Origin of the sequence: Butyricimonas muris, from assembly GCF_046365375.1 — a bacterium.
GTDB classification, from domain to species: domain Bacteria; phylum Bacteroidota; class Bacteroidia; order Bacteroidales; family Marinifilaceae; genus Butyricimonas; species Butyricimonas muris.
On sequence record NZ_JBKEIT010000013.1, the window covers coordinates 153,025 to 171,840 of the forward strand.

At 43.0% G+C, this 18,816-nt stretch carries 13 protein-coding genes; 6 read left to right on the forward strand and 7 right to left on the reverse strand.

What is annotated here, in order from left to right; genetic code table 11:
- The first annotated feature begins 5 nt into the window (after positions 1-5).
- Genes ACK8P8_RS19435 through ACK8P8_RS19445 form a run of 3 tightly spaced genes read left to right on the forward strand, consistent with a single transcriptional unit; the run spans position 6 to position 4,107 of the window.
- Complete coding sequence (locus ACK8P8_RS19435; RefSeq protein ID WP_369860235.1) at positions 6-3,320, forward strand: golvesin C-terminal-like domain-containing protein; 3,315 nt, start codon at positions 6-8, stop codon at positions 3,318-3,320.
- Between the two features lie 50 nt (positions 3,321-3,370).
- A complete protein-coding gene (locus ACK8P8_RS19440) occupies positions 3,371-3,778 on the forward strand; it encodes a carboxypeptidase-like regulatory domain-containing protein (protein WP_369860236.1) in 408 nt (135 codons plus the stop codon).
- 11 nt (positions 3,779-3,789) lie between these two features.
- Positions 3,790-4,107 (forward strand): carboxypeptidase regulatory-like domain-containing protein, encoded by a 318-nt coding sequence (locus tag ACK8P8_RS19445; protein ID WP_186975919.1) that lies wholly within the window; start codon positions 3,790-3,792, stop codon positions 4,105-4,107.
- 66 nt (positions 4,108-4,173) lie between these two features.
- On the opposite strand, the gene ACK8P8_RS19450 is transcribed toward ACK8P8_RS19445, so the two are convergent.
- On the reverse strand, positions 4,174-6,921 hold the full coding sequence (locus ACK8P8_RS19450) for an AlbA family DNA-binding domain-containing protein (RefSeq protein WP_410026158.1): 2,748 nt from the start codon (positions 6,919-6,921) through the stop codon (positions 4,174-4,176).
- A gap of 456 nt (positions 6,922-7,377) precedes the next feature.
- Between ACK8P8_RS19450 and ACK8P8_RS19455 the strand changes: the two genes are divergently transcribed.
- A complete protein-coding gene (locus ACK8P8_RS19455; protein WP_227217120.1) occupies positions 7,378-7,818 on the forward strand; it encodes an N-acetyltransferase in 441 nt (146 codons plus the stop codon).
- An 11-nt stretch (positions 7,819-7,829) separates the two neighbouring features.
- On the opposite strand, the gene ACK8P8_RS19460 is transcribed toward ACK8P8_RS19455, so the two are convergent.
- Both ACK8P8_RS19460 and ACK8P8_RS19465 read right to left on the reverse strand, forming a co-directional pair.
- Positions 7,830-8,288, reverse strand: a complete 459-nt coding sequence (locus tag ACK8P8_RS19460) for a DUF4405 domain-containing protein (RefSeq protein WP_369860239.1) — start codon at positions 8,286-8,288, stop codon at positions 7,830-7,832.
- Between the two features lie 67 nt (positions 8,289-8,355).
- Positions 8,356-9,198, reverse strand: a complete 843-nt coding sequence (locus ACK8P8_RS19465; protein WP_227217122.1) for a helix-turn-helix domain-containing protein — start codon at positions 9,196-9,198, stop codon at positions 8,356-8,358.
- Between the two features lie 90 nt (positions 9,199-9,288).
- Between ACK8P8_RS19465 and rnhA the strand changes: the two genes are divergently transcribed.
- Both rnhA and ACK8P8_RS19475 read left to right on the forward strand, forming a co-directional pair.
- Entirely contained in the window at positions 9,289-9,774 is a 486-nt protein-coding gene (gene rnhA, locus ACK8P8_RS19470; protein WP_186975924.1) for a ribonuclease HI, read from the forward strand.
- A 109-nt stretch (positions 9,775-9,883) separates the two neighbouring features.
- The gene (locus tag ACK8P8_RS19475) at positions 9,884-10,852 is read left to right on the forward strand and encodes an NAD-dependent epimerase/dehydratase family protein (protein WP_227217123.1); all 969 of its coding nucleotides are present in this window, start codon (positions 9,884-9,886) and stop codon (positions 10,850-10,852) included.
- A 69-nt stretch (positions 10,853-10,921) separates the two neighbouring features.
- Here the strand turns inward: ACK8P8_RS19475 and ACK8P8_RS19480 are convergent, their stop codons facing one another.
- The 4 genes from ACK8P8_RS19480 to ACK8P8_RS19495 are packed head-to-tail and all read right to left on the reverse strand — an operon-like array spanning position 10,922 to position 18,687.
- The gene (locus tag ACK8P8_RS19480) at positions 10,922-11,944 is read right to left on the reverse strand and encodes a hypothetical protein (RefSeq protein WP_369860240.1); all 1,023 of its coding nucleotides are present in this window, start codon (positions 11,942-11,944) and stop codon (positions 10,922-10,924) included.
- A gap of 1 nt (position 11,945) precedes the next feature.
- Positions 11,946-13,493: a RagB/SusD family nutrient uptake outer membrane protein gene (locus tag ACK8P8_RS19485; protein WP_369860241.1), complete on the reverse strand. Its 1,548-nt coding sequence runs from the start codon at positions 13,491-13,493 to the stop codon at positions 11,946-11,948.
- A 13-nt stretch (positions 13,494-13,506) separates the two neighbouring features.
- Complete coding sequence (locus tag ACK8P8_RS19490; RefSeq protein WP_186975927.1) at positions 13,507-17,196, reverse strand: SusC/RagA family TonB-linked outer membrane protein; 3,690 nt, start codon at positions 17,194-17,196, stop codon at positions 13,507-13,509.
- A 42-nt stretch (positions 17,197-17,238) separates the two neighbouring features.
- Positions 17,239-18,687 (reverse strand): hypothetical protein, encoded by a 1,449-nt coding sequence (locus tag ACK8P8_RS19495; RefSeq protein WP_369860242.1) that lies wholly within the window; start codon positions 18,685-18,687, stop codon positions 17,239-17,241.
- Between the last annotated feature and the right edge of the window lie 129 nt (positions 18,688-18,816).

Here is an 18,816-nt window from a genome sequence, read left to right on the forward strand (position 1 = left end):
CTGCCATGAACCTTCAAAACATTAGAACTATCACTCGTTACGAGAGAAAATTTATCCGGAGAAACACGGTATTCCAAGGAATAGCCTTGCTGGGATTAATCACAATTTTTCTTCTTCAACACTCTCTACAAAGCAAAGAACAAGCCAGTTATTGGTTTATGATTGCCCTGCCGTCATCCGTGCCTTTCGTGAACACGTATCTGTTCACCATACTCCAATCAGTCTTAATCATTTTAGCCGTCAGTGAATGGAGAAGACGAGAAAAACACACGGACACGCTAGTCGCCATACAAACCAAAAATGCAAGCAACACGGAATATATCATCGGGAAAAGCATGGGAATTATTACCACTTTACTTATACTGAATGCAATATCTATTGTATCTGCCGTGGGAATACACATTTTCGACAGTGATTCCCCTTTTCAGCTTTTCCCGTACATCTTTTATTGGTTCACGTTGTCATTCCCCACCCTCTTATTCTTGACCGGACTGTCTATATTGACAACCGCTCTAGTCAGAAACGGGGGAATATCCATGTTGTTCTTATTTATATTTATGCTCGTGTCCTTGTATTATATACCGACTCTACAACACGGGCTCTTTGATTTTCGGGCAACCTGTTTACCCAACGTGTTCTCGGATATCACCGGACACGTCGCCCTATCGAATTATTTGACGCAACGAACATGTTTCCTGCTTTTAGGAATAGCTTGCATCATTTATTCTATCGGACTGGAAAAACGACTTCCAAACAATCCCCGTGTAAATCCGCGTATTCGTGTCATCGCGACAGGAATACTATTCGCGAGTATTCTCCCCGGTCTAAATTATTACAACCATTTCCGAACGGATGAGGTCACCCGGAATCGATATCGGGAAACGGCATTAAAATACAACGATTATCCCCCGACACACATTACCCGACACGAACTTAGCGTGCGTCAAAATGCCGATCAACTTTTTTGCTACAGCCAATTGCTAATCACGAATACCACAAAGAACCCAATTCCCGAAATCTTACTGTACCTTAATCCAACGCTGAAACTCACGCGGCTATCCCTCGATAATGGGAAAGAAGTCAAATTCAGCAGGGAAAATCAAGTAATTACCCTGTCCCATCCGCTATTACCCGGGGATTCGCTATCACTACGAATAAATTATCAAGGGAAAATCGATGAACGTGTATGTTACCCGGATGTAAATACACGGGAATACTGGAACGACCAATACCAGAACTCCCCCCTACACTTCGGCAAACGCTACGCATACGTGGGGGACGATTATACCCTGCTGACACCGGAATGTCTATGGTATCCCGCGACTATCCCTCCCGTGAATTTACGCACTCCCTATGCCGTGATAAAAGACTTCACCCGTTTTTCCCTGAAAGTTATCACTGGAAAAAATAAAACCGTCATATCCCAAGGAATACCGGAACATAAACAGGACACCATATTATTCAATAACAAGTATAACCTGACCGGACTCACGCTATGCATCGGGGACTACGAGAAAAAGAGCATTGAAGTAGATTCCGTGACCATGGAACTATACACGTTCAAAGGTCATAACCACCTAGAAAAACTACTCAAAAACCTAACGAGAGAAAAACTGGAAGCTACTTTACGGGAAAATAAAGAAAACATGGAAGGACGCATCCGGAAACAATACCCGTTCACGAAATTCACGTTGACCGAAACACCCGTGTCGTTCACCACCTTCTCCCGGAAATGGAGTAACGGGAGCGAGTTCATTCAACCGGAAATCGTACTGTTCCCGGAAAAATGGATCACGTCATACACTACATTCTCTCGTCACTTCCGGAATCAAGTAGAAGAAAGTATACAAAATAGAATCAACATGGGACTCCCCTACAATAAAACACGAGAAGAACTCTACCTCGATTTTATTATTCGTAAATTATTCCAACCATCAACAATACGCGACTCCCGGAATATTTTCGTACCCTCTCTCGGGAGAGCTAGCAAAACACCGGAAATGATAAACAATTATCACGACCTAACATCTCTATTCTTTAATCATTCCAGCTACTTCTATTCAAAAGATTATCCTGTCATGGATAAAATTCTATATGTTTTTGAAACACAAAAACAACGCCAACTCATCCACTTCATGGGAAATAACGAATCACTCAAGGCAAACCGTTATCTTTCATCACATAGCCTGAGAGAAGCACTGAATGACGACACGCTTCACTTTTCAACCCTAGAAAGTATACTCCAACTTAAAACATTCGAATTCATAAACCACATTAACTTGCAAATACCACCGGAAGAAATTCAACGTTTCATAAATGTTTACCGGAACAAACATCATTTCCAAGAATTATCCTTCGATTCTTTATGCATGGAAATAGCCGATCATTACAATATCCATCTTAACGATTTCATTCCTCTATGGTATAATGCACAGTCAATCCCGAGCTATATCGTGAAAGATATAAAAGCACAAAAAATAGAATCGGATGAAAGTGAATTGTACCAACTATCCTTCAAAATATACAACAACAGTGAAACAGAAGGTATTATATCAACAACAACAGAAACCGGAAAGAACAAACAAGTTTACCGCATTCCCGCAGGAACAAGCTGGGAAATTAAAGAAACAAGGGAAATAGAACGTATCCCGAACTTTGAAATTAACCTGAATCTATCATGGAATATACCCAACGGCATCTCGTATAAAATTCATGAAGACGCAAGCATCACCCAAGACACCTCACGCGGCAAATTTGCCATCGATAATCAACAATTCTTTCCTCCCTCGGATGAAATTATCGTCGATAACGAAGACAACGGTTTCAGGATAGGCGTTACCTCCCGGAAGAAAAAACTAGGTACGTTACTTTCCCCGAAGAAAGAGAAAACATACATTTTCCAACACATGCTTTTTATCATCAACGAGGCCGCCCCGACAGAATGGACATACTGTGCCGGAACACAAGGTTTCCACGGCGACATAATCAAAAGCATGGTATTCAAAAAAGCCGGGAAAGGCAATGCCCCGGTAGCGTGGACGGGAGAATTGCCGGAAGAAGGGCGATACGAAGTTTTCGTTTACCTCGTCGAAAACCAAGCTCCCGCTGAAGGACACTCGGAACAATATTACACGCTAACAACAAAAAACGGAGAGGAAAAGATCACTTTAAGAATAGAACCCGCGGACGAGGGTTGGGTATCTATTGGTACATTCGATTTCTCTGCCGGAGCAAACACCATTACATTAAGCGATAAAACCACTAATCCGGATCAAATCATCTATGCAGATGCCGTGAAATGGAAATATATCGGCCAATAACAAGTCGCAAATAACTCGGCATTTCTAATACTAATCTAAAATTTTAAAACATGAAAACAAAAACATTTATCAGAAAGGCTACAATGCTCTTTACCCTACTATTAGGAATTAGTCTTATTACAATGGCTGTAGATCAACAATTTAAAGTAACAGGAAAAGTCACTAACGCCCAAGGTGAACCAATAGCTGGAGCAACAGTTAAAATCAAAGGTACTAACACCGGTGCTATTACAGATGCCGAGGGGAATTACACTATCTATGTCACCTCAAAAAATGTTCTCGAATTTTCATTCATTGGAATGCAAACTCAAAAAGTTCAAGTAAAAAATCAAACTGTAATTAATGTTATCTTACAAGGAGAGATTTCAAGAAAATCCCCCCAACTTCAAAACCAGCAGACAATACCAAATACTACTCTAAATTACACGAAAGAACAGATTATTAAAAGCATTATCTAAAAACCTCTATTATGCGAACAAAGATTGTATTCATTCTCCTTATCTTAGGTGGAATTATCCTCGGTAATCATTTATCGACAAATGCACTTGACATCCAGAAAAAAGTCACTGGTACAGTAACAGATACCACGGGAAAACCTTTGAGCGATGTTACGATTATGATTAAAGGAAGAGAAGTTGGCACACGCACAAACACGAAAGGAACTTACGTTCTTTTCGTGACAAACGCAGACACACTGGTTTTCTCGAAAAAAGAAATGAAAACACAAGAGGTCTCCGTAGGTCAGAAAACACAAATCGATATTGTTCTGCAAAAAGCTAAAAAGTAGACCTATCAAGAAACTTTCCGGCGGGGAAACTGTATGTTTATCAGCTTCTCCGCCGGAAATATGAATCTACAAACTATTATACCCTTTATCCCCCGGGAATAACGGTTCTCTTGCCATGATACCCGGTTCCACCGTTTTCCGCTTCTCTTCCAAAACTTTCACGTCTTCCCCCTGCATTTCCAACAGCTCCTCCCCTCTTCTTTCCCAAACAATAGAATCATACTTTACCACCTGATGATAAGGCGGGACTGATACAGCGAAAACCAGACAATCATCAACCTCCCGGTATCTAATCAAAGTCAAGCTATCTATATTAGCACCGAATGCCTCAATAATTCTCTTATGCAGGAATAATTCGTACTTGTCCGGTACGCAATACAAATACTCCAGATCGCCGTGTACACCGACAGGTTCGCCCTCGTCATTCACCCCGATATAGACCACCCCGCCCTGTTCATTCAAGAAACCGCATATCGCGCACATCATTATATCGATTTGCGCTTCCACGTCCGCACCTCTCGAACCCGCGGGATACACGATTGACTCCATAAACTCCCGCACGAAATTCCGCTCGCCAAACGTCAATTCTTCCTGTTCTTCCTTTTTGAAAGATAGCAAAGCCAGAAGTTCATCATGTATCAAGCGGGAAGTCCCAACCGTATGCCCCGGCAACTCCTTTTCCAGTATATATTTCGCGACATTCGCGACATCTTCATCTCCCGAACGGGAGTAACGCACCAGCTCATCCGCGCACGAACCGTCTTTACATGCCGCAAGAATCTTGATAATTGTCCACTGTCGCTCCAAAGCGGGGAAACGTTGGAAATCACGTTCCAAAAAATCCAAATCGATCTTCCTGACATCCCCTTCTTCCACGAACTCGTATCTTATGATCAAGTAATTTATCAAGCAATCATAATAAGTCTTCAGCCGATTATCACCCAACACGTGAGAGAGCAACCGAATAAAATAAAGCAAATTAAGATTACCCAGACTAACCTCCCGTGTCAAATAGAACTGTAACAAACGAATCAATTCCTTCACGTACCCGTGCGAAATATCCACAGACCGTTCTATCTTGCCCATGTTAAAATTCGCCTGCACGTCGCCTTCCCTAAAACGTTTACAATCACCCAAGTATTCATACACGAGGTTCGACACGGCATCATGTCGGTCAAAAGACTCGGTCGAGGCCTGTACCATTTCTCCCCTTATCCGTCCCCGGGTCGGTATCTCGGTTATTCTCAATAAATAACAATCATTCTCTTTTATCTCCATTCCTTCCGGAACACTCGTGTAAACGATATACCCGTTTTCAGAAAGCCAAATCAACAATTCGTTTTTCTCGTACAGGAACAAAGCGTTACACTCGTCCCCGGCATCCAGACGCACGGCTGCCGAACGATTCAACTCCTCCCAAATCGAAAATTGAAGTTTCTCCTCGCTCGACTCGACCACGGTCGCCTGCAACAAATCGCCGGGATGCAAAATATCTTCAATCGTATCCAGTTTTGCCCGTGTAATATGGCTCACGTGCAGCACCCCGTTCCCCTCGTACTGGTCGTCCACGACCGACACGAACGCCAACGTCGGGTTCTGGTTATATATCAATTTTATCTTTATCGTCACGCTCACGCCCACGGGCGGACGTCTTTTCTTCAAAACATTCTTCTTGAGTTCATCCGAGAAATCGGCGAACACGCCTCTCCATGATTTTGTCACTTCAGCAAGTTCCCCGTCGAAAACCAATTTTCTCTTGTTACTCCCGACTTTCAACGCCATCCCGTTAATCTCCGCCACCATGTCGAATTTCGTGGAAGTCGGTGCAGATAAAGTGATTGCCTTGTTGTCTACCAGTACCTGTCCCTTCCCGTCAAACATCCGTCCTTGACAATTTCTCAAAGCCGCGACCGACTTCTCCTCTATCACGGCTTTCAAGTCGGCAAGCGAAAATTTCAACAAATCCTCCCAAGCGAAAACCGGATTCTTCTGGTTAAACAAGAGGGAATTGAAAGCGTTCTCCCGGAACAACTCCTCTTTTTTCTCCCCTAAAATATACAGGTACCTGAAAAACATGGAACGCAGGCAGGCAAATTCTTCCTGCACGGGAACTCCCGACAACAATTTCGCACCGAGAATCCAAACCGTATCTTGAAGCTGTTCTTCCGTCCTACCCTCGAAACTTAAAATATCATCTTGTTCCCGCATCAATGCCACCCGCTCGTTCATACATTCTGTCACCCGCGGGAAATTCTTGTTCAACGTGTGATACACCAAAAGCACAAAACCTTCTGCCGGTAAAAGATGCAAGCGGGGACTGAAACGCACGATTGTTGACAGGGTAATCCACACCAACGACTTTTTAAACAGATAGCCCGACAAGGTCAACTTCCGCAACTTATCCGTCACATAATCCCCCTCGCCCTCCGTGTCTATCAACCGGATCGCCTCTCTCGACGCGAGCGCCTCATCCAAGTAACGTTCCACCAGCATCCGCTGGTCATTCAACTTGACACCCTCGTAACATTTTAAATAAGTCGACCCCTCGATCAACCATTCCAGAACACGAATAAACACGCCGTTCAGGTAACGATAATCCTCTATCACGATTTCCTCTCCCGCCAGTTCCGACCGAATGACATTCAACAAAGAAAAAATCCACTCCGGCCCCTGTTTCTCGACAGAGGTAAAATCATAATCACAAGTGTACTTCTCAAGAACTTCCGCTTCCTCCCCCGTGAAACATACCTCTTCAAACAAACGCTCAAGAGTCACGATATCAATCGACTTATCTTTTACAATCTTATTCATCATCGTAAATACATTTAAACAAGCGCACTTCCGTGAACATCAACTTTTCATGATAATAAGGCACATGAAATCACCCCCTCCCGATTAACCACTATGCAAAGAAAGGACTTTTTTTCGAAAATATGCTCTCATGCGTGTAAAAACATCATGAAATGATAAATAGTTATACTAAACATTTCAAGGGGATGGCCTATGATAAAGCGTAAAGCTCGCCTATTTCCCGCGTTTCTAATGCCGGCAACAACATTCCTCCTGCGTGTGTTAAAAAAGCATATTCTTTGCTAAAACGTGGGCGAAGTGTAGGCGAAGTACGGGCGAAGAGTAGGCGATGCCGCCTAAAAGTCACCCAAAAGTCACCCAAAACCCGTGCAATGCCATAGTAAAACCCATGCTTAAAGGATAATCAACGATTACAAATTATTTTATATACATTTGTTCCCGCATAACACACGAAAGTCCATGATTAGAAAATTCCAACCACGAGATGAAGATGCCGTTATCCGGATATGGCTGGAAGCATCCGCCATCGCCCACTATTTCATTCCCCATTCCTACTGGGAAAACAACACGGTAAGCATGCGCGAAATATATATACCCCAAAGCGAAACTTTCGTTCACTCGGATGATACAACCGGAGAGATCACCGGCTTCATTTCTCTATCGGGAAATTACCTCGCCGCCCTATTCGTGGCTCCCACCCGACAAGGTAAAGGAATCGGGCAAGCATTGATGACTTACGCGAAAACACTAAAACCCGAACTGGAGCTAAACGTTTACCGGGAAAACACACGAGCCGTCACGTTCTATAAACACCAAGGCTTCAAGATTACACGAGAACAGGAAGACAAGGCCACCGGGCAGAAGGAATATGTCATGGTATACCAAATTCAAGACCGATAAAATAACTATTCTCACTCTTTCTTTTTACCAAATACACAAGTCAAAACACCTTTATACAGCATCCGCTTTCGCTCCAACACGTGAAGAACTCCCAATACCCCCACAACAATACCGGTTTTGTAATGCAACAATCCTATCGAGGAATTAGCGCCATTCACGAAAAACAGTACCACTAACCCGGACACGACAACCAACACGAAAACAATTGACAACAACAAAACTACTTTTCCTTTGCCTTTACAGCCTTTCCTTTTCAACCCTCCATACCACCCCCAATGGCTCCTGATATGAATAATTCCCAACGCCATAAACAACAAGCTGACAATCGTATGAAATACTGCCCAGTTATGCCACGTTGCATGGTTGATGCCATGCCCCGCGATATGTAACTCTACACCCGTATAGAACGACAGGACGAACACGAAAACCAATATCAAATCCGTCAAGTAAATAAATTTACTTCTATTCATCTTTTTTGCTCCAAAACTACAATGAATTGACAAACAGAAAAATAGAATATACAAGGTTAAAATTGTACTATTCGAGGTATTTCTTCCGGTAGGAAGTAGGATTCACGCCCACGACTTTCGTAAATAATCTGGTAAAATAAGCATAATCATCCACTCCCAGACAGACAGCTATCTCCCTTATATTCATAGATGTATATATCAACATCCGTTTAGCCCTCAACAGGAGTTCGTTTTGAATATATTTGCTTACACTCACGCCTGTAATGTCCTTAATCACTTCATTCAGATACACCGGGGATACGCACAACGATTCCGCGTAACGAGATACACCCCTGTTTATCACCCTTTCTTTTGAAAGCAATTCTTTAAAAGCCAACGCGATTTCGACACGTCTTCTTTTTTTAGATTGTTGCTTGACAATTTTCCGAATGGCATCCGTTATTATTCCAACGACCGCGCATGACAAATTTTGCAGAGTAGCTTTCGATTCATCACACTCCCGCTCATCGATTCGGCGGAAAATCATGGAAAAGAGTTGAGTCAACTCGACACGCTGCATGTCATTCACTTTGAATGATAGCGGCGATAGCGCGTATTCAGCGAGGACTTGTTTCGTCGGAATATCTATAAACACCCCGTCCATGAATAAAAGAAATGCCTTCACGTCACCTGCATCGACAACATGGTGGACTTGGTTCGGCTGGATACAAATCACATCGCCTGCCGACAAACAACAATCATTGAAATCAATACCGACACGACACGTCCCGCTCTCTACCATACCAAATATGTAATACTCGTCCCGATGAGTATAATCGATTGGTCGTTTCGCTGAAAAAGGAGAAAGTTCTTTCGCGAATATCCCGAAATCGGATTGCCGAACCATTTTATGTGTAGGAATACCTGTCATTCAATGTTTTTTGCGAAGTTAGCAAATTACCGGAAAAGGTCGGGATAATATCAAACTAAATTTTTACTTTTACGTCCTCAAATATTACATATGCCACAAGATATCACGATATACACAGACGGTGCAGCCAGCGGGAATCCCGGTCCCGGGGGATACGGGGTCGTGCTTATGGCGGGACCGCACCGGAAAGAATTGTCGGAAGGCTTCCGGCTCACGACGAACAACCGCATGGAATTGCTTGCCGTTATCATCGGGCTGAATGCCCTGCGCTTCCCGGGAAGCAACGTCACGATATACTCTGATTCGAAATACGTCGTCGACGCCGTCGAAAAAGGTTGGGTGTTCGGGTGGGAGAAAAAAAGATTCAAGGATAAAAAGAATCCCGACCTGTGGCAACAATTTTTAGTACTCTATCGCAAACACAACGTGAAGTTCGTCTGGATAAAAGGACACGCCAATATACCTGAAAACGAACGCTGCGACCAACTCGCCGTTGCCGCCTACAAAGCCCCTAACTTACAGATAGATGAATATTATGAAGCAGAAGGGCGTTCAAACGAACAAATTTTCAGTTAAAAGGCAAAAAAAATTCCCGTTTGTTACTCTCTAACGTTTTAAATTAATTATTTTCGCGCTACAATCTAATATAGAAAAATAACATCGTTCGTCATAAAAAACTATCGAGATGAAGAAAATATTAATCGTTGGTGCAGGGGGACAAATCGGTTCCGAACTGGTTCCTTATTTGAGATCTATCTATGGAGATAACAATGTAGTGGCAGCCGATATCAGTGCTGAAAAATGTAAAGCATTGGCAGAAGCGGGTCCTTTCGAGGAATTGAACGCTCTTGACGGAGAGGGATTCAGTGCCATCGTGAAAAAATACAATATTGATACCATCTTCAACCTGGTTGCCTTATTGTCTGCCACGGGAGAGAAAAACCCGAAACTGGCATGGGATATTAACATCGGGGCGTTGACCAACTCCCTGTATATCGCGAAGGACAACAATTGCGCCGTGTTCACGCCGAGTTCTATCGGTGCTTTCGGTAACGACACCCCGAAAGACAAAACCCCGCAGGACACCCTGCAACGTTCTAACACCACGATTTACGGTGTTTGTAAGGTAACCGGAGAACTTCTAAGCGACTATTATTTCCACCGTTTCGGGGTAGACACGCGTAGCGTACGCTTCCCGGGATTGATTTCATACGTGACTCTTCCCGGCGGGGGAACCACGGACTACGCCGTAGAAATCTACTATGACGCCATCCGGAAAGGTTCATTCACTTGCAACGTGCAGGAAGGCACCTACATGGACATGATGTATATGCCGGACGCCTTGAACGCCGTGGTTACTTTGATGGAAGCCGACCCCAGCAAATTGAAACACCGGAACAGCTTCAACATCGCGTCCATGAGTTTCGAGCCGGAACAAATCGCGGCAGAAATCCGCAAACATATCCCGGACTTCAAAATGGATTATCAAATCGACCCGGTAAAACAAGCTATCGCCAACAGTTGGCCAAACAGCATGGACGACACTTGCGCCCGTCAAGAATGGGGCTGGGCTCCGAAATACGACCTTACCAGCATGACCAATGATATGTTGGTAAAAGTGAAAGAGAAATTTGACAAGGGATTGATTAAATAAAACCTTTTCTCAATAAATAAAAAATCCGGATTCTTAAACCCGGATTTTTTATTGTTTATCTGTTCACGATTAATCTTCTACTTCACCCAATTTCTTTTCATAACCTAAAAACTTTCCTAAACCATTTTTTTCCAATACAGCTTTCAAGTACTCGTATTTCTGCATTATCAGATCCTGATGTCCATACATTTCCCTAATTTCAGCATCTGTATGAGTCAAAACCAGAGTCAAATAATCCATAAAATCAACCTGCTTAAATATAAAATTATAATATGTTGAAGTAACACTTCGAACTGACAAGACGCCAAATCTATACGGAAGATTATCGTATTCTGTAATCAGTTTTCCATCGGGGAAACGATCGGGGGTAGAAGTTGTCAATTTAAAACCTTTAGCGTAAGGAGCACCGGTCAATGTCGTCGGCCATTCCGCCGAGTTGTTAGTTATATCGAAGAAACCTTGCAACTCTTCATTGTTTCCAGCACCATCCCCACCGAACAAATCGTACACCTGCTTCAACAACACGTTAATCATCAACCCCTTTCTTTCATCCTCCGTCAACGTGTTGAAATGCTTCTTGGTTACATCGGTCATACTCACCACAACAGTAGCATTGGCTACATCGTTCCAATAAGGCAATACAGTAGAGTTCCCCGTACTATTAAATACTGTATCTACAATAAAAAAATGTTTATAGAAAAAAGACGATGTATTCAATACCGGATCGACGACCAAGAAATAATAATCGATAAAATCCTTGATTATTCCCCGGTCGTAAGACAAACGATAATTGGCAGAAGTTGTTTTTCCCGAACGTTTGAAATCGTACCCCATCATATAGGTTTGATAATGAGTATAAGGCTCTCCATAAGTATAGCGAGTTTCCGTACCTATGGTATCGTTATAGAAAAACCGTAAACCAGTTTCATCGTATATCTTATAAATCAATTGATCCAATTCATCAGCATTCGGATCGTAGGTAAGTACCCACCAATCCCGCTCCTCATAGGAGGGACTTGGTGTTTCGTCATCGGAACAAGCCATAATTAGGCCACAAGCCAAGAAAAGGCTTAATAATATATTTTTCATCATCTTATTCTTCTTTAAAAATACAATTTACTCGTTCATTTTGTATAATAGCACCTTCGGTCTGCTCGATCTCATACGTGGGGATCGGCATCACCCAAGCTCCATCCGGATAAGCAGGTAACTCGTAATATCCAATATAGGTCCCCTTATCCTCTGCATCACCTGCATTATGCTCAAACATGCCGTGACGGATAGAGAGTGCTTCCGGATACTTGGGACTGACCGCATAACGACGCAAGTCAAACCAACGTTGGCACTCGAAGCATAACTCCCGTCTTCTCTCCTTACGGATCAATTTCACTAAAGCCTCGCCGGACTCCGTCAAGGTTCTCAAATTGGGAATCCGGGTTTTCATCAAATCCGCTAACACTACTCTTGCCTCACCATCCTGATCGGTCATCGCCAATGCCTCCGCCAGGTTCAAATGTACTTCAGGTAAACGCAACAAGAAACAATCCGAGATGTAGGTTTTCATAGAATTCAAGGTTGCAGTATCCTTCCCCGTTAACTTTGCCGGCAACAAAAATCCACCATACTTATGCTCTCTACACACCAAATTTTTACGCACATCGCCATCCTCTTCCGAGAACACTTCCAACAGATCCGGAGAAATCGCAATGGCATCCACCATATCAGCGTGATTTTCTTGATAGAATACCCCCGCTCCAAAACTTTGTCCCTGGGTAAAAATAATCTCAGGACAACCGTTATACAACCATGTTGCTTGCCCCGAACTTTTCATGTTCATCAAGGAATACTTCCCTTTCAAGATTTCCCGGCAAAGCTCTGGAACCAAATCCCATTTACCCATATAGCAATACACGCGACTCAACAAGAGGCGTGCCGCATCTTGGTTCGCCCGATTGACAGAAGGCATCTCGATTCCTTCCAAGTAATCGACTGCCATTTGCAAATCATGCACGATTTGATTGTAAACGGAATCCACTGGGGTGCGGGTGAAATTCTTGTCCTCCACAATGGGAGATAATTTCAGGGGAACACCCAAATCACTAGATGCCGTCACCGGGTCATAAGGCTTGGCATAGAGATTCACCAACAAGTAATAGTACGCCGCCCGGAGAAAATGGCATTGCCCCCGCACGCTGTTACGGTCCTCTTCCTTATCGTGTGTGAACTCCTCCACCTTATTCAGGATCACGTTCAACACCGCAATGTGTTCATACAGTGTAGCCCAGTTTTTATCCTCGAAAGCATCTCCCTTGATATTAAACGGAGAAGCTTCCCAACAGTAAAAGGCACGCATTTTATTGGTAAAAACACCCTTGATCAACTCCTGACCGGCGATAGCCGCCTGCACATCATCGTCCATCACGTGCAACCAAGAATAATAGGATTTAGGTAGTTTCATATCAAAACCAGCAGCATTGAATACCAAATCCGCTTTCATGTACCCGTTACCGATCAACAACTCTTCCATATCCTTACAATCGCGGGCATACATCAACTCGTGGGACTCTTCTGTCAGAAAATCGCCACAAGCCCCCCACAGGCAACCTAACAAGCAAATCAGAAATATATATCTTTTTTTCATAAGTTTACAATTTTTAGAATGATACATCTATACTAAAAGAATAAGTGGGACGCACGGACAAGTTAATGCGATCAGCAGACCCAGACTGCGAGGTCGGATCCTGTCCGCGCAACTCCTTCGCACTCCAAGTAAATAGATTCGATCCCGACAAGGACACATACATATTCTTCACGTGCAAGTGCTTGCAGATCTTTTGCGGCATCACGTATCGCAAACTCATGGATTGTAATTTCAGATAATTACCACTCACTACTCGAATATTCGAGAAATCGTACATCTGCCAAATGTGATCGGCAAACTTAAACGGTTCGTTTTTCCACCAAGGGCTGTTTATAGAAGCCGAAAAATCTTCAGCCTTCAACATTCCCGGAATATTGGTGTTTTTTTCATCCCCGGGACGTTTCCAACGATGCACAAATTCCTTGCGCATATTTTTGATCGGTTGTGGAACGCTGGAACCACTAACATTATCATACAATTTTAACAAACGCACCTTGGAACCGATGCTGTAAGCAAGGTTAAAACTCAAGATAAAGTTGTTATACTCAAACGTGTTAGAAATCCCTCCCTGCAAGTAAGGCACCCGGCACCCGGAGTATTGCATGATGGTAGTAAACACCTTACTCTTTGGCATATCAATATATTGATCCCAAAGATCCTCTTCCACTCGGGCAAAAGTGGGACGCCCATCTGCCGGATCCAATCCAGTGAATTCGTAAGAAAAGAAAGAATTCAATGGACGCCCATTCACGTAAGCGTTTCCATTCAAATAGTCTTGATAGTTGAAATCGTCATGCAAAGGATCGAAATCGCTACCTCGTCCCAATTTATTGATCAACTTATTCACCACCTGCCCCAATTGCGGGTCGATACTCCAACGGAATCCTTTCCGCTCACCGCTGGAGCTGATATCGGAAAGCATGCGATTCATCGGAACAATATTGAAACTAAACTCGAATCCGGAGTTCTCCACTGTACCTTCGTTCACCTTGTAAGAAGCAACCCCATTTACGCGAGACACCTTTTTGGTCAAGTAGGCATTTTTGGTTTTCTTGTAGAAGTAGGAAACCATACCTTTCAACGAGTTGTTAAACAAAGAGAAATCGACACTCGTGTTGAACGAAGCCGTCTTCTCCCATCCCAAATCCGGATTCGGGAAAGTCTTAATCGTGGATTGATATTCGTTGAATACCTGATTTACCTCACCCTTTTGAATAATCAATTCCGGAGTAGCCTCGTTGGTGATATTTCCCTGGTAACCAAAAGAAGCACGCAACGCCACGTTGTTAATCCAATTCACATTAGCAAGCACATTCTCTTTCAAATTCCAGCGTCCGGACAACGACCAGACCGGGAGAATCTTGTCATTTGTCAGATTACCGAATTCATTAGAGAAATCCAAACGGGCATTCACGTTGAAAATATAAGCATTACGGAAACTATAAGTCAATGACCCATACAACCCGACTTTGTTGGAGGTTCTATCTTTCAATTTACCCAAAGCATTGGGATCAGAGGCTAACCACTCTGCATACTTAAAGTACACTTCTTCATCCACCTTATTTACCGTCATACCGCGATCCGGCAAATAACAACGGATAGTTTTAGCAAATCCTGTATATTTGGAAGAACTCAACTCTCCCCCCACGTCTACAGACAGCATATGCTGCTCGTACTCATCCAAATAATGGTAGTAATTAACTTGCCCACGCAGGGTATAACTATTGTTTTTCGTGTTATCCTTCTGTAATTCTCCCCCGAAAGGCAATGTTGCTTGTCTATTAGATACGAAATCATTGTACCGCGGATCTTTCTGAAAGTAAGAATAACCGTACGCATACGCAGTATTTTCAGCGTGATAGGTTTCATTATCCGTATCGGACAGTGAATACGAGAGAGTTGCCTGCGCTTTCAAACGAGGGATAATCTCATAAGACAAATTAGTCATAAAACTTACCGTGTGGCCTTTCACCTTATTATAAGAGTTATCTCGTTCATTCAACACGTTAAAATAAACAGGTCTTTGGTTTTTTTGTACCTGATGATAATGCAACGTCCCGTCTTTATCGTACAAGGGTACTGCACGACTGGTTCCATAAGCATAATCCATCAAACCTACATCTGCGGGAGTATGGTCTTGCTCGCGCACATTAGCTGACAACTTAAATTGGGCACTGAATTTATTTTGCGTAAAATTCAAGTTTAATACCGAATTGTAGCGATCAGCCGACTCTTTGACCAATACACCATTTTCCCGCCCATAACCAAGGGAGGCATGATACCTGAAATTCTCGGATCCCCCGGAAAAGGAGAGTGTGTGATTGTGTGAGAACGAGTTTCTCGTGATCTCACCCAACCAATCGGTGTTCATAGTTTCAAACCGGGTAACCTCTTCTTGGAACTTATCGAAACTAATCAAGCCTTTTTTGTATTGCTCGACCAAAGCCTCGTAACCAGTCCATCCATCTTCAGTACTATTATATTTCATTCCTTTCTCTATTGCCTCGCGGGAGTAATCGACACGTTCTCGAGAATTCATCAAGTAAATCGCCCGATCCGAATAACGCGGGCGGCGGGCAAAACTCCCGTCCACGTGGTAATTCAAGCGCAAGGGACCCACTTTCCCTTTTTTCGTGGTGATGACAATTACCCCATTGGCAGCTTTCGTTCCATACAAAGCAGTGGCAGAGGCATCCTTCAATATGTTGATGTCCTCGATATCATAGGGATTCAAACCGGAAATAGCGTTTCCCAACAAGTTCACGAAGTCCAAATCGTTGATGTCAGTTGGGTCGACATTCACCGGATCAGTCAATACAACACCGTCCAATACCCACAAAGGTTCTTGACTTCCCAACACGGTGGAAGTTCCCCGGATACGTAAACGAGGTGTGGCCCCTACCTGCCCGGAGTTCTGCATGAAGATCAATCCCGGTACGTGTCCTTCCAACATCTTGTCAATAGAAGATACCCCCGGCATCATGATGTCCTCCGCTTTCAAGGTGGTTACCGCACTGGTCAATTTCTTTTTATCCGTGTTCAAGTATCCCAAAGCAACCACCTCATCCAAAGCTTCAGCATCGTCTTCCAAAATCACGTTCAATTCGGTTTGTCCAGTGTATTTTACCGTTTTAGCTTTTTTCCCGATAAACGAAAAAATCAATTCCACATCATTACTAACAGGTAGAGTCAATTTGTAACGTCCTTTGATGTCGGTAACCGTTCCCACTGTAGTACCCTTGATTTGCACAGTCACACCCGCAAGGGTATCGGTTTTCACCATTCCTGTCACAGTACCCGTCACGACTCTTGGCTTCTCGTCTTTCGCCTGCACTAGAGTCGCATGGCGCAAGATAATCAAATTTCCTTCCTGCACATACGTAAGATTGGTTCCTTTCAACACGATATCCAATATCTCAACCACATTTTTATCTTTTATCGATACCGAGATATTGTTCACACTTTTCACATCCGCACCCGAATACACGAATTGTACCCCAGCTTTCTCTTTCAACAAATCCATGACCTCAACCAAAGACTTGTTTTCTATCTCTAAATTCAATCTCACCTGCTGTGCCTTCACGGTAGCAAAAAGTGACTCCGAAGACAACATGACAAACAAAACGAATAGTTTTATCACCCGTATCCATTCTATCGATTTCGGACTCCCTCTAAACCTGAAACGAAAACTCAATTCTTTCATAATCTGTATTTGATAATTAAAAATCAATGCCATCTATTATTTCTACTCTTTAGTACCGTAAAGTGTAGCAATATTATGCGTAATCGGAGAATTTGATGCGGTATATGACAATCTATACAAACGCCTATAATCTCCCCCTGTTTCACAGGTTAAAGATCCTTTTACCGAGGGATAGGACGGACAGCGGGATCCATCTTTCCCAATAAATCTAAACCGTAACTCCGCTCCAAAGGATTTAGACCATGTTCCAAAAAACGGTTTATTGAGAAATAAATCCCCCATGGCAATGTCAAAAGTGACACGATAGGTGTTATTCCCTAAATCCTCTGCATACAATATATTTTTATAAACACCATAAGCATCGTTACCCCCATCCCAAGTTTCATTGCGTTCCAATGCCTCACTTGCAGCCTGGTATGCAGCATAACTTGCAGCATTAATAGGTTCATACGAAACGGTGACATCGTGGGAAGCCCACGGATCGTTGTAAAGAATTATCCCGTCAACAGGCTTATTACTATGGAATGTACAAGCAACAAAAACAGAATCCTCCTCAAGCGCCGGATTACCCGGTAAACTCCTTATATCCCACTCGTCGATCGTCACCTCCAACGGCTCTGGTTCCACGGGAGCGACATTACTAAACAATGGATGTTTTTCCAAGAATCGTGCCGCAGCTTCCGGTAGAATCACTTTATCCAAAATACCCCCCTTAGGCAAATTTAGTGTATTTCCAGAGTTACTACAATATCGCGTGTAAAACCACTCCCACCTGTAAATCTTACTAACAGCTTTTGACTTTACCGCTCCCACGAGAGAAAACGTCGCACTACTCATTTTATGTGATTCCAATGGAACCCCGAAAGAACGTGCCAAAGTATGCAGCACCTCCCCGTAAGAAGCCAAATGCGCTTCACGTCCCCGGCTTGAAGTTAAATAACGTACTTTAAATTTCTCATGATCCACGCCACAGAAAGCGATACCGGAATAAGTACCCAAACTATAATGCGCACAAAAACTACCCGTGTATTTAGGCATAAATACCAAGTAGTTATCGCTAGTTTTTTCCTCTGGATGCTGCTCGAAATAAGCTAGCACCTCTTCCGCCATCTTGGGCATATTCTTTTCTATCATCTGGTCGGTAGGTAGAGAGCTCTTGATATAGTGCATCTTCACGTAATCGGGATTCTCGTTCACGATCAAACCGAATTTCTTGTTGGGAATCCGGTTTCTCTGCAAACACAATTCGAAATACTTCTGCATGTCAAGAGCGAAGCCGGATAGACGCCAATGCCAATATTCCCGATCGTATTCATCGGCAGGCACATAATACACTACATTTAAAGTATGCTCTGTTTCAGCCGTGTAAGTCGGCCCCGGAGGAAGTATCACCTCCACTTGCTCATCCTCATCACCTTTATACAATTCAGCACAACCAAACAGCATAAAGATAAAAGACACCCATAAAAAATATCCAATACTTTTCTTCATAAAAATGTTTGTTTTTGGTAAAAAAATCCATTAAGTTCATATCCATAACGAAAGAAAAACAAAAAATGGGTACAACAATTCAGTATTTTTTAAATTTCATAATAATTAAAGCACTGAAAAGAGTTATAC

What these genes read in the sequence shown, in the direction of transcription:
- ACK8P8_RS19435 (WP_369860235.1), top strand. Translation starts at nt 6, where the DNA reads ATGAACCTTCAAAACATTAGAACTATCACTCGTTACGAGAGAAAATTT.
- ACK8P8_RS19440 (WP_369860236.1), top strand. Translation starts at nt 3,371, where the DNA reads ATGAAAACAAAAACATTTATCAGAAAGGCTACAATGCTCTTTACCCTA.
- ACK8P8_RS19445 (WP_186975919.1), top strand. Translation starts at nt 3,790, where the DNA reads ATGCGAACAAAGATTGTATTCATTCTCCTTATCTTAGGTGGAATTATC.
- ACK8P8_RS19450 (WP_410026158.1), bottom strand. Translation starts at nt 6,921, where the DNA reads ATGATGAATAAGATTGTAAAAGATAAGTCGATTGATATCGTGACTCTT.
- ACK8P8_RS19455 (WP_227217120.1), top strand. Translation starts at nt 7,378, where the DNA reads ATGATTAGAAAATTCCAACCACGAGATGAAGATGCCGTTATCCGGATA.
- ACK8P8_RS19460 (WP_369860239.1), bottom strand. Translation starts at nt 8,288, where the DNA reads ATGAATAGAAGTAAATTTATTTACTTGACGGATTTGATATTGGTTTTC.
- ACK8P8_RS19465 (WP_227217122.1), bottom strand. Translation starts at nt 9,198, where the DNA reads ATGACAGGTATTCCTACACATAAAATGGTTCGGCAATCCGATTTCGGG.
- rnhA (WP_186975924.1), top strand. Translation starts at nt 9,289, where the DNA reads ATGCCACAAGATATCACGATATACACAGACGGTGCAGCCAGCGGGAAT.
- ACK8P8_RS19475 (WP_227217123.1), top strand. Translation starts at nt 9,884, where the DNA reads ATGAAGAAAATATTAATCGTTGGTGCAGGGGGACAAATCGGTTCCGAA.
- ACK8P8_RS19480 (WP_369860240.1), bottom strand. Translation starts at nt 11,944, where the DNA reads ATGATGAAAAATATATTATTAAGCCTTTTCTTGGCTTGTGGCCTAATT.
- ACK8P8_RS19485 (WP_369860241.1), bottom strand. Translation starts at nt 13,493, where the DNA reads ATGAAAAAAAGATATATATTTCTGATTTGCTTGTTAGGTTGCCTGTGG.
- ACK8P8_RS19490 (WP_186975927.1), bottom strand. Translation starts at nt 17,196, where the DNA reads ATGAAAGAATTGAGTTTTCGTTTCAGGTTTAGAGGGAGTCCGAAATCG.
- ACK8P8_RS19495 (WP_369860242.1), bottom strand. Translation starts at nt 18,687, where the DNA reads ATGAAGAAAAGTATTGGATATTTTTTATGGGTGTCTTTTATCTTTATG.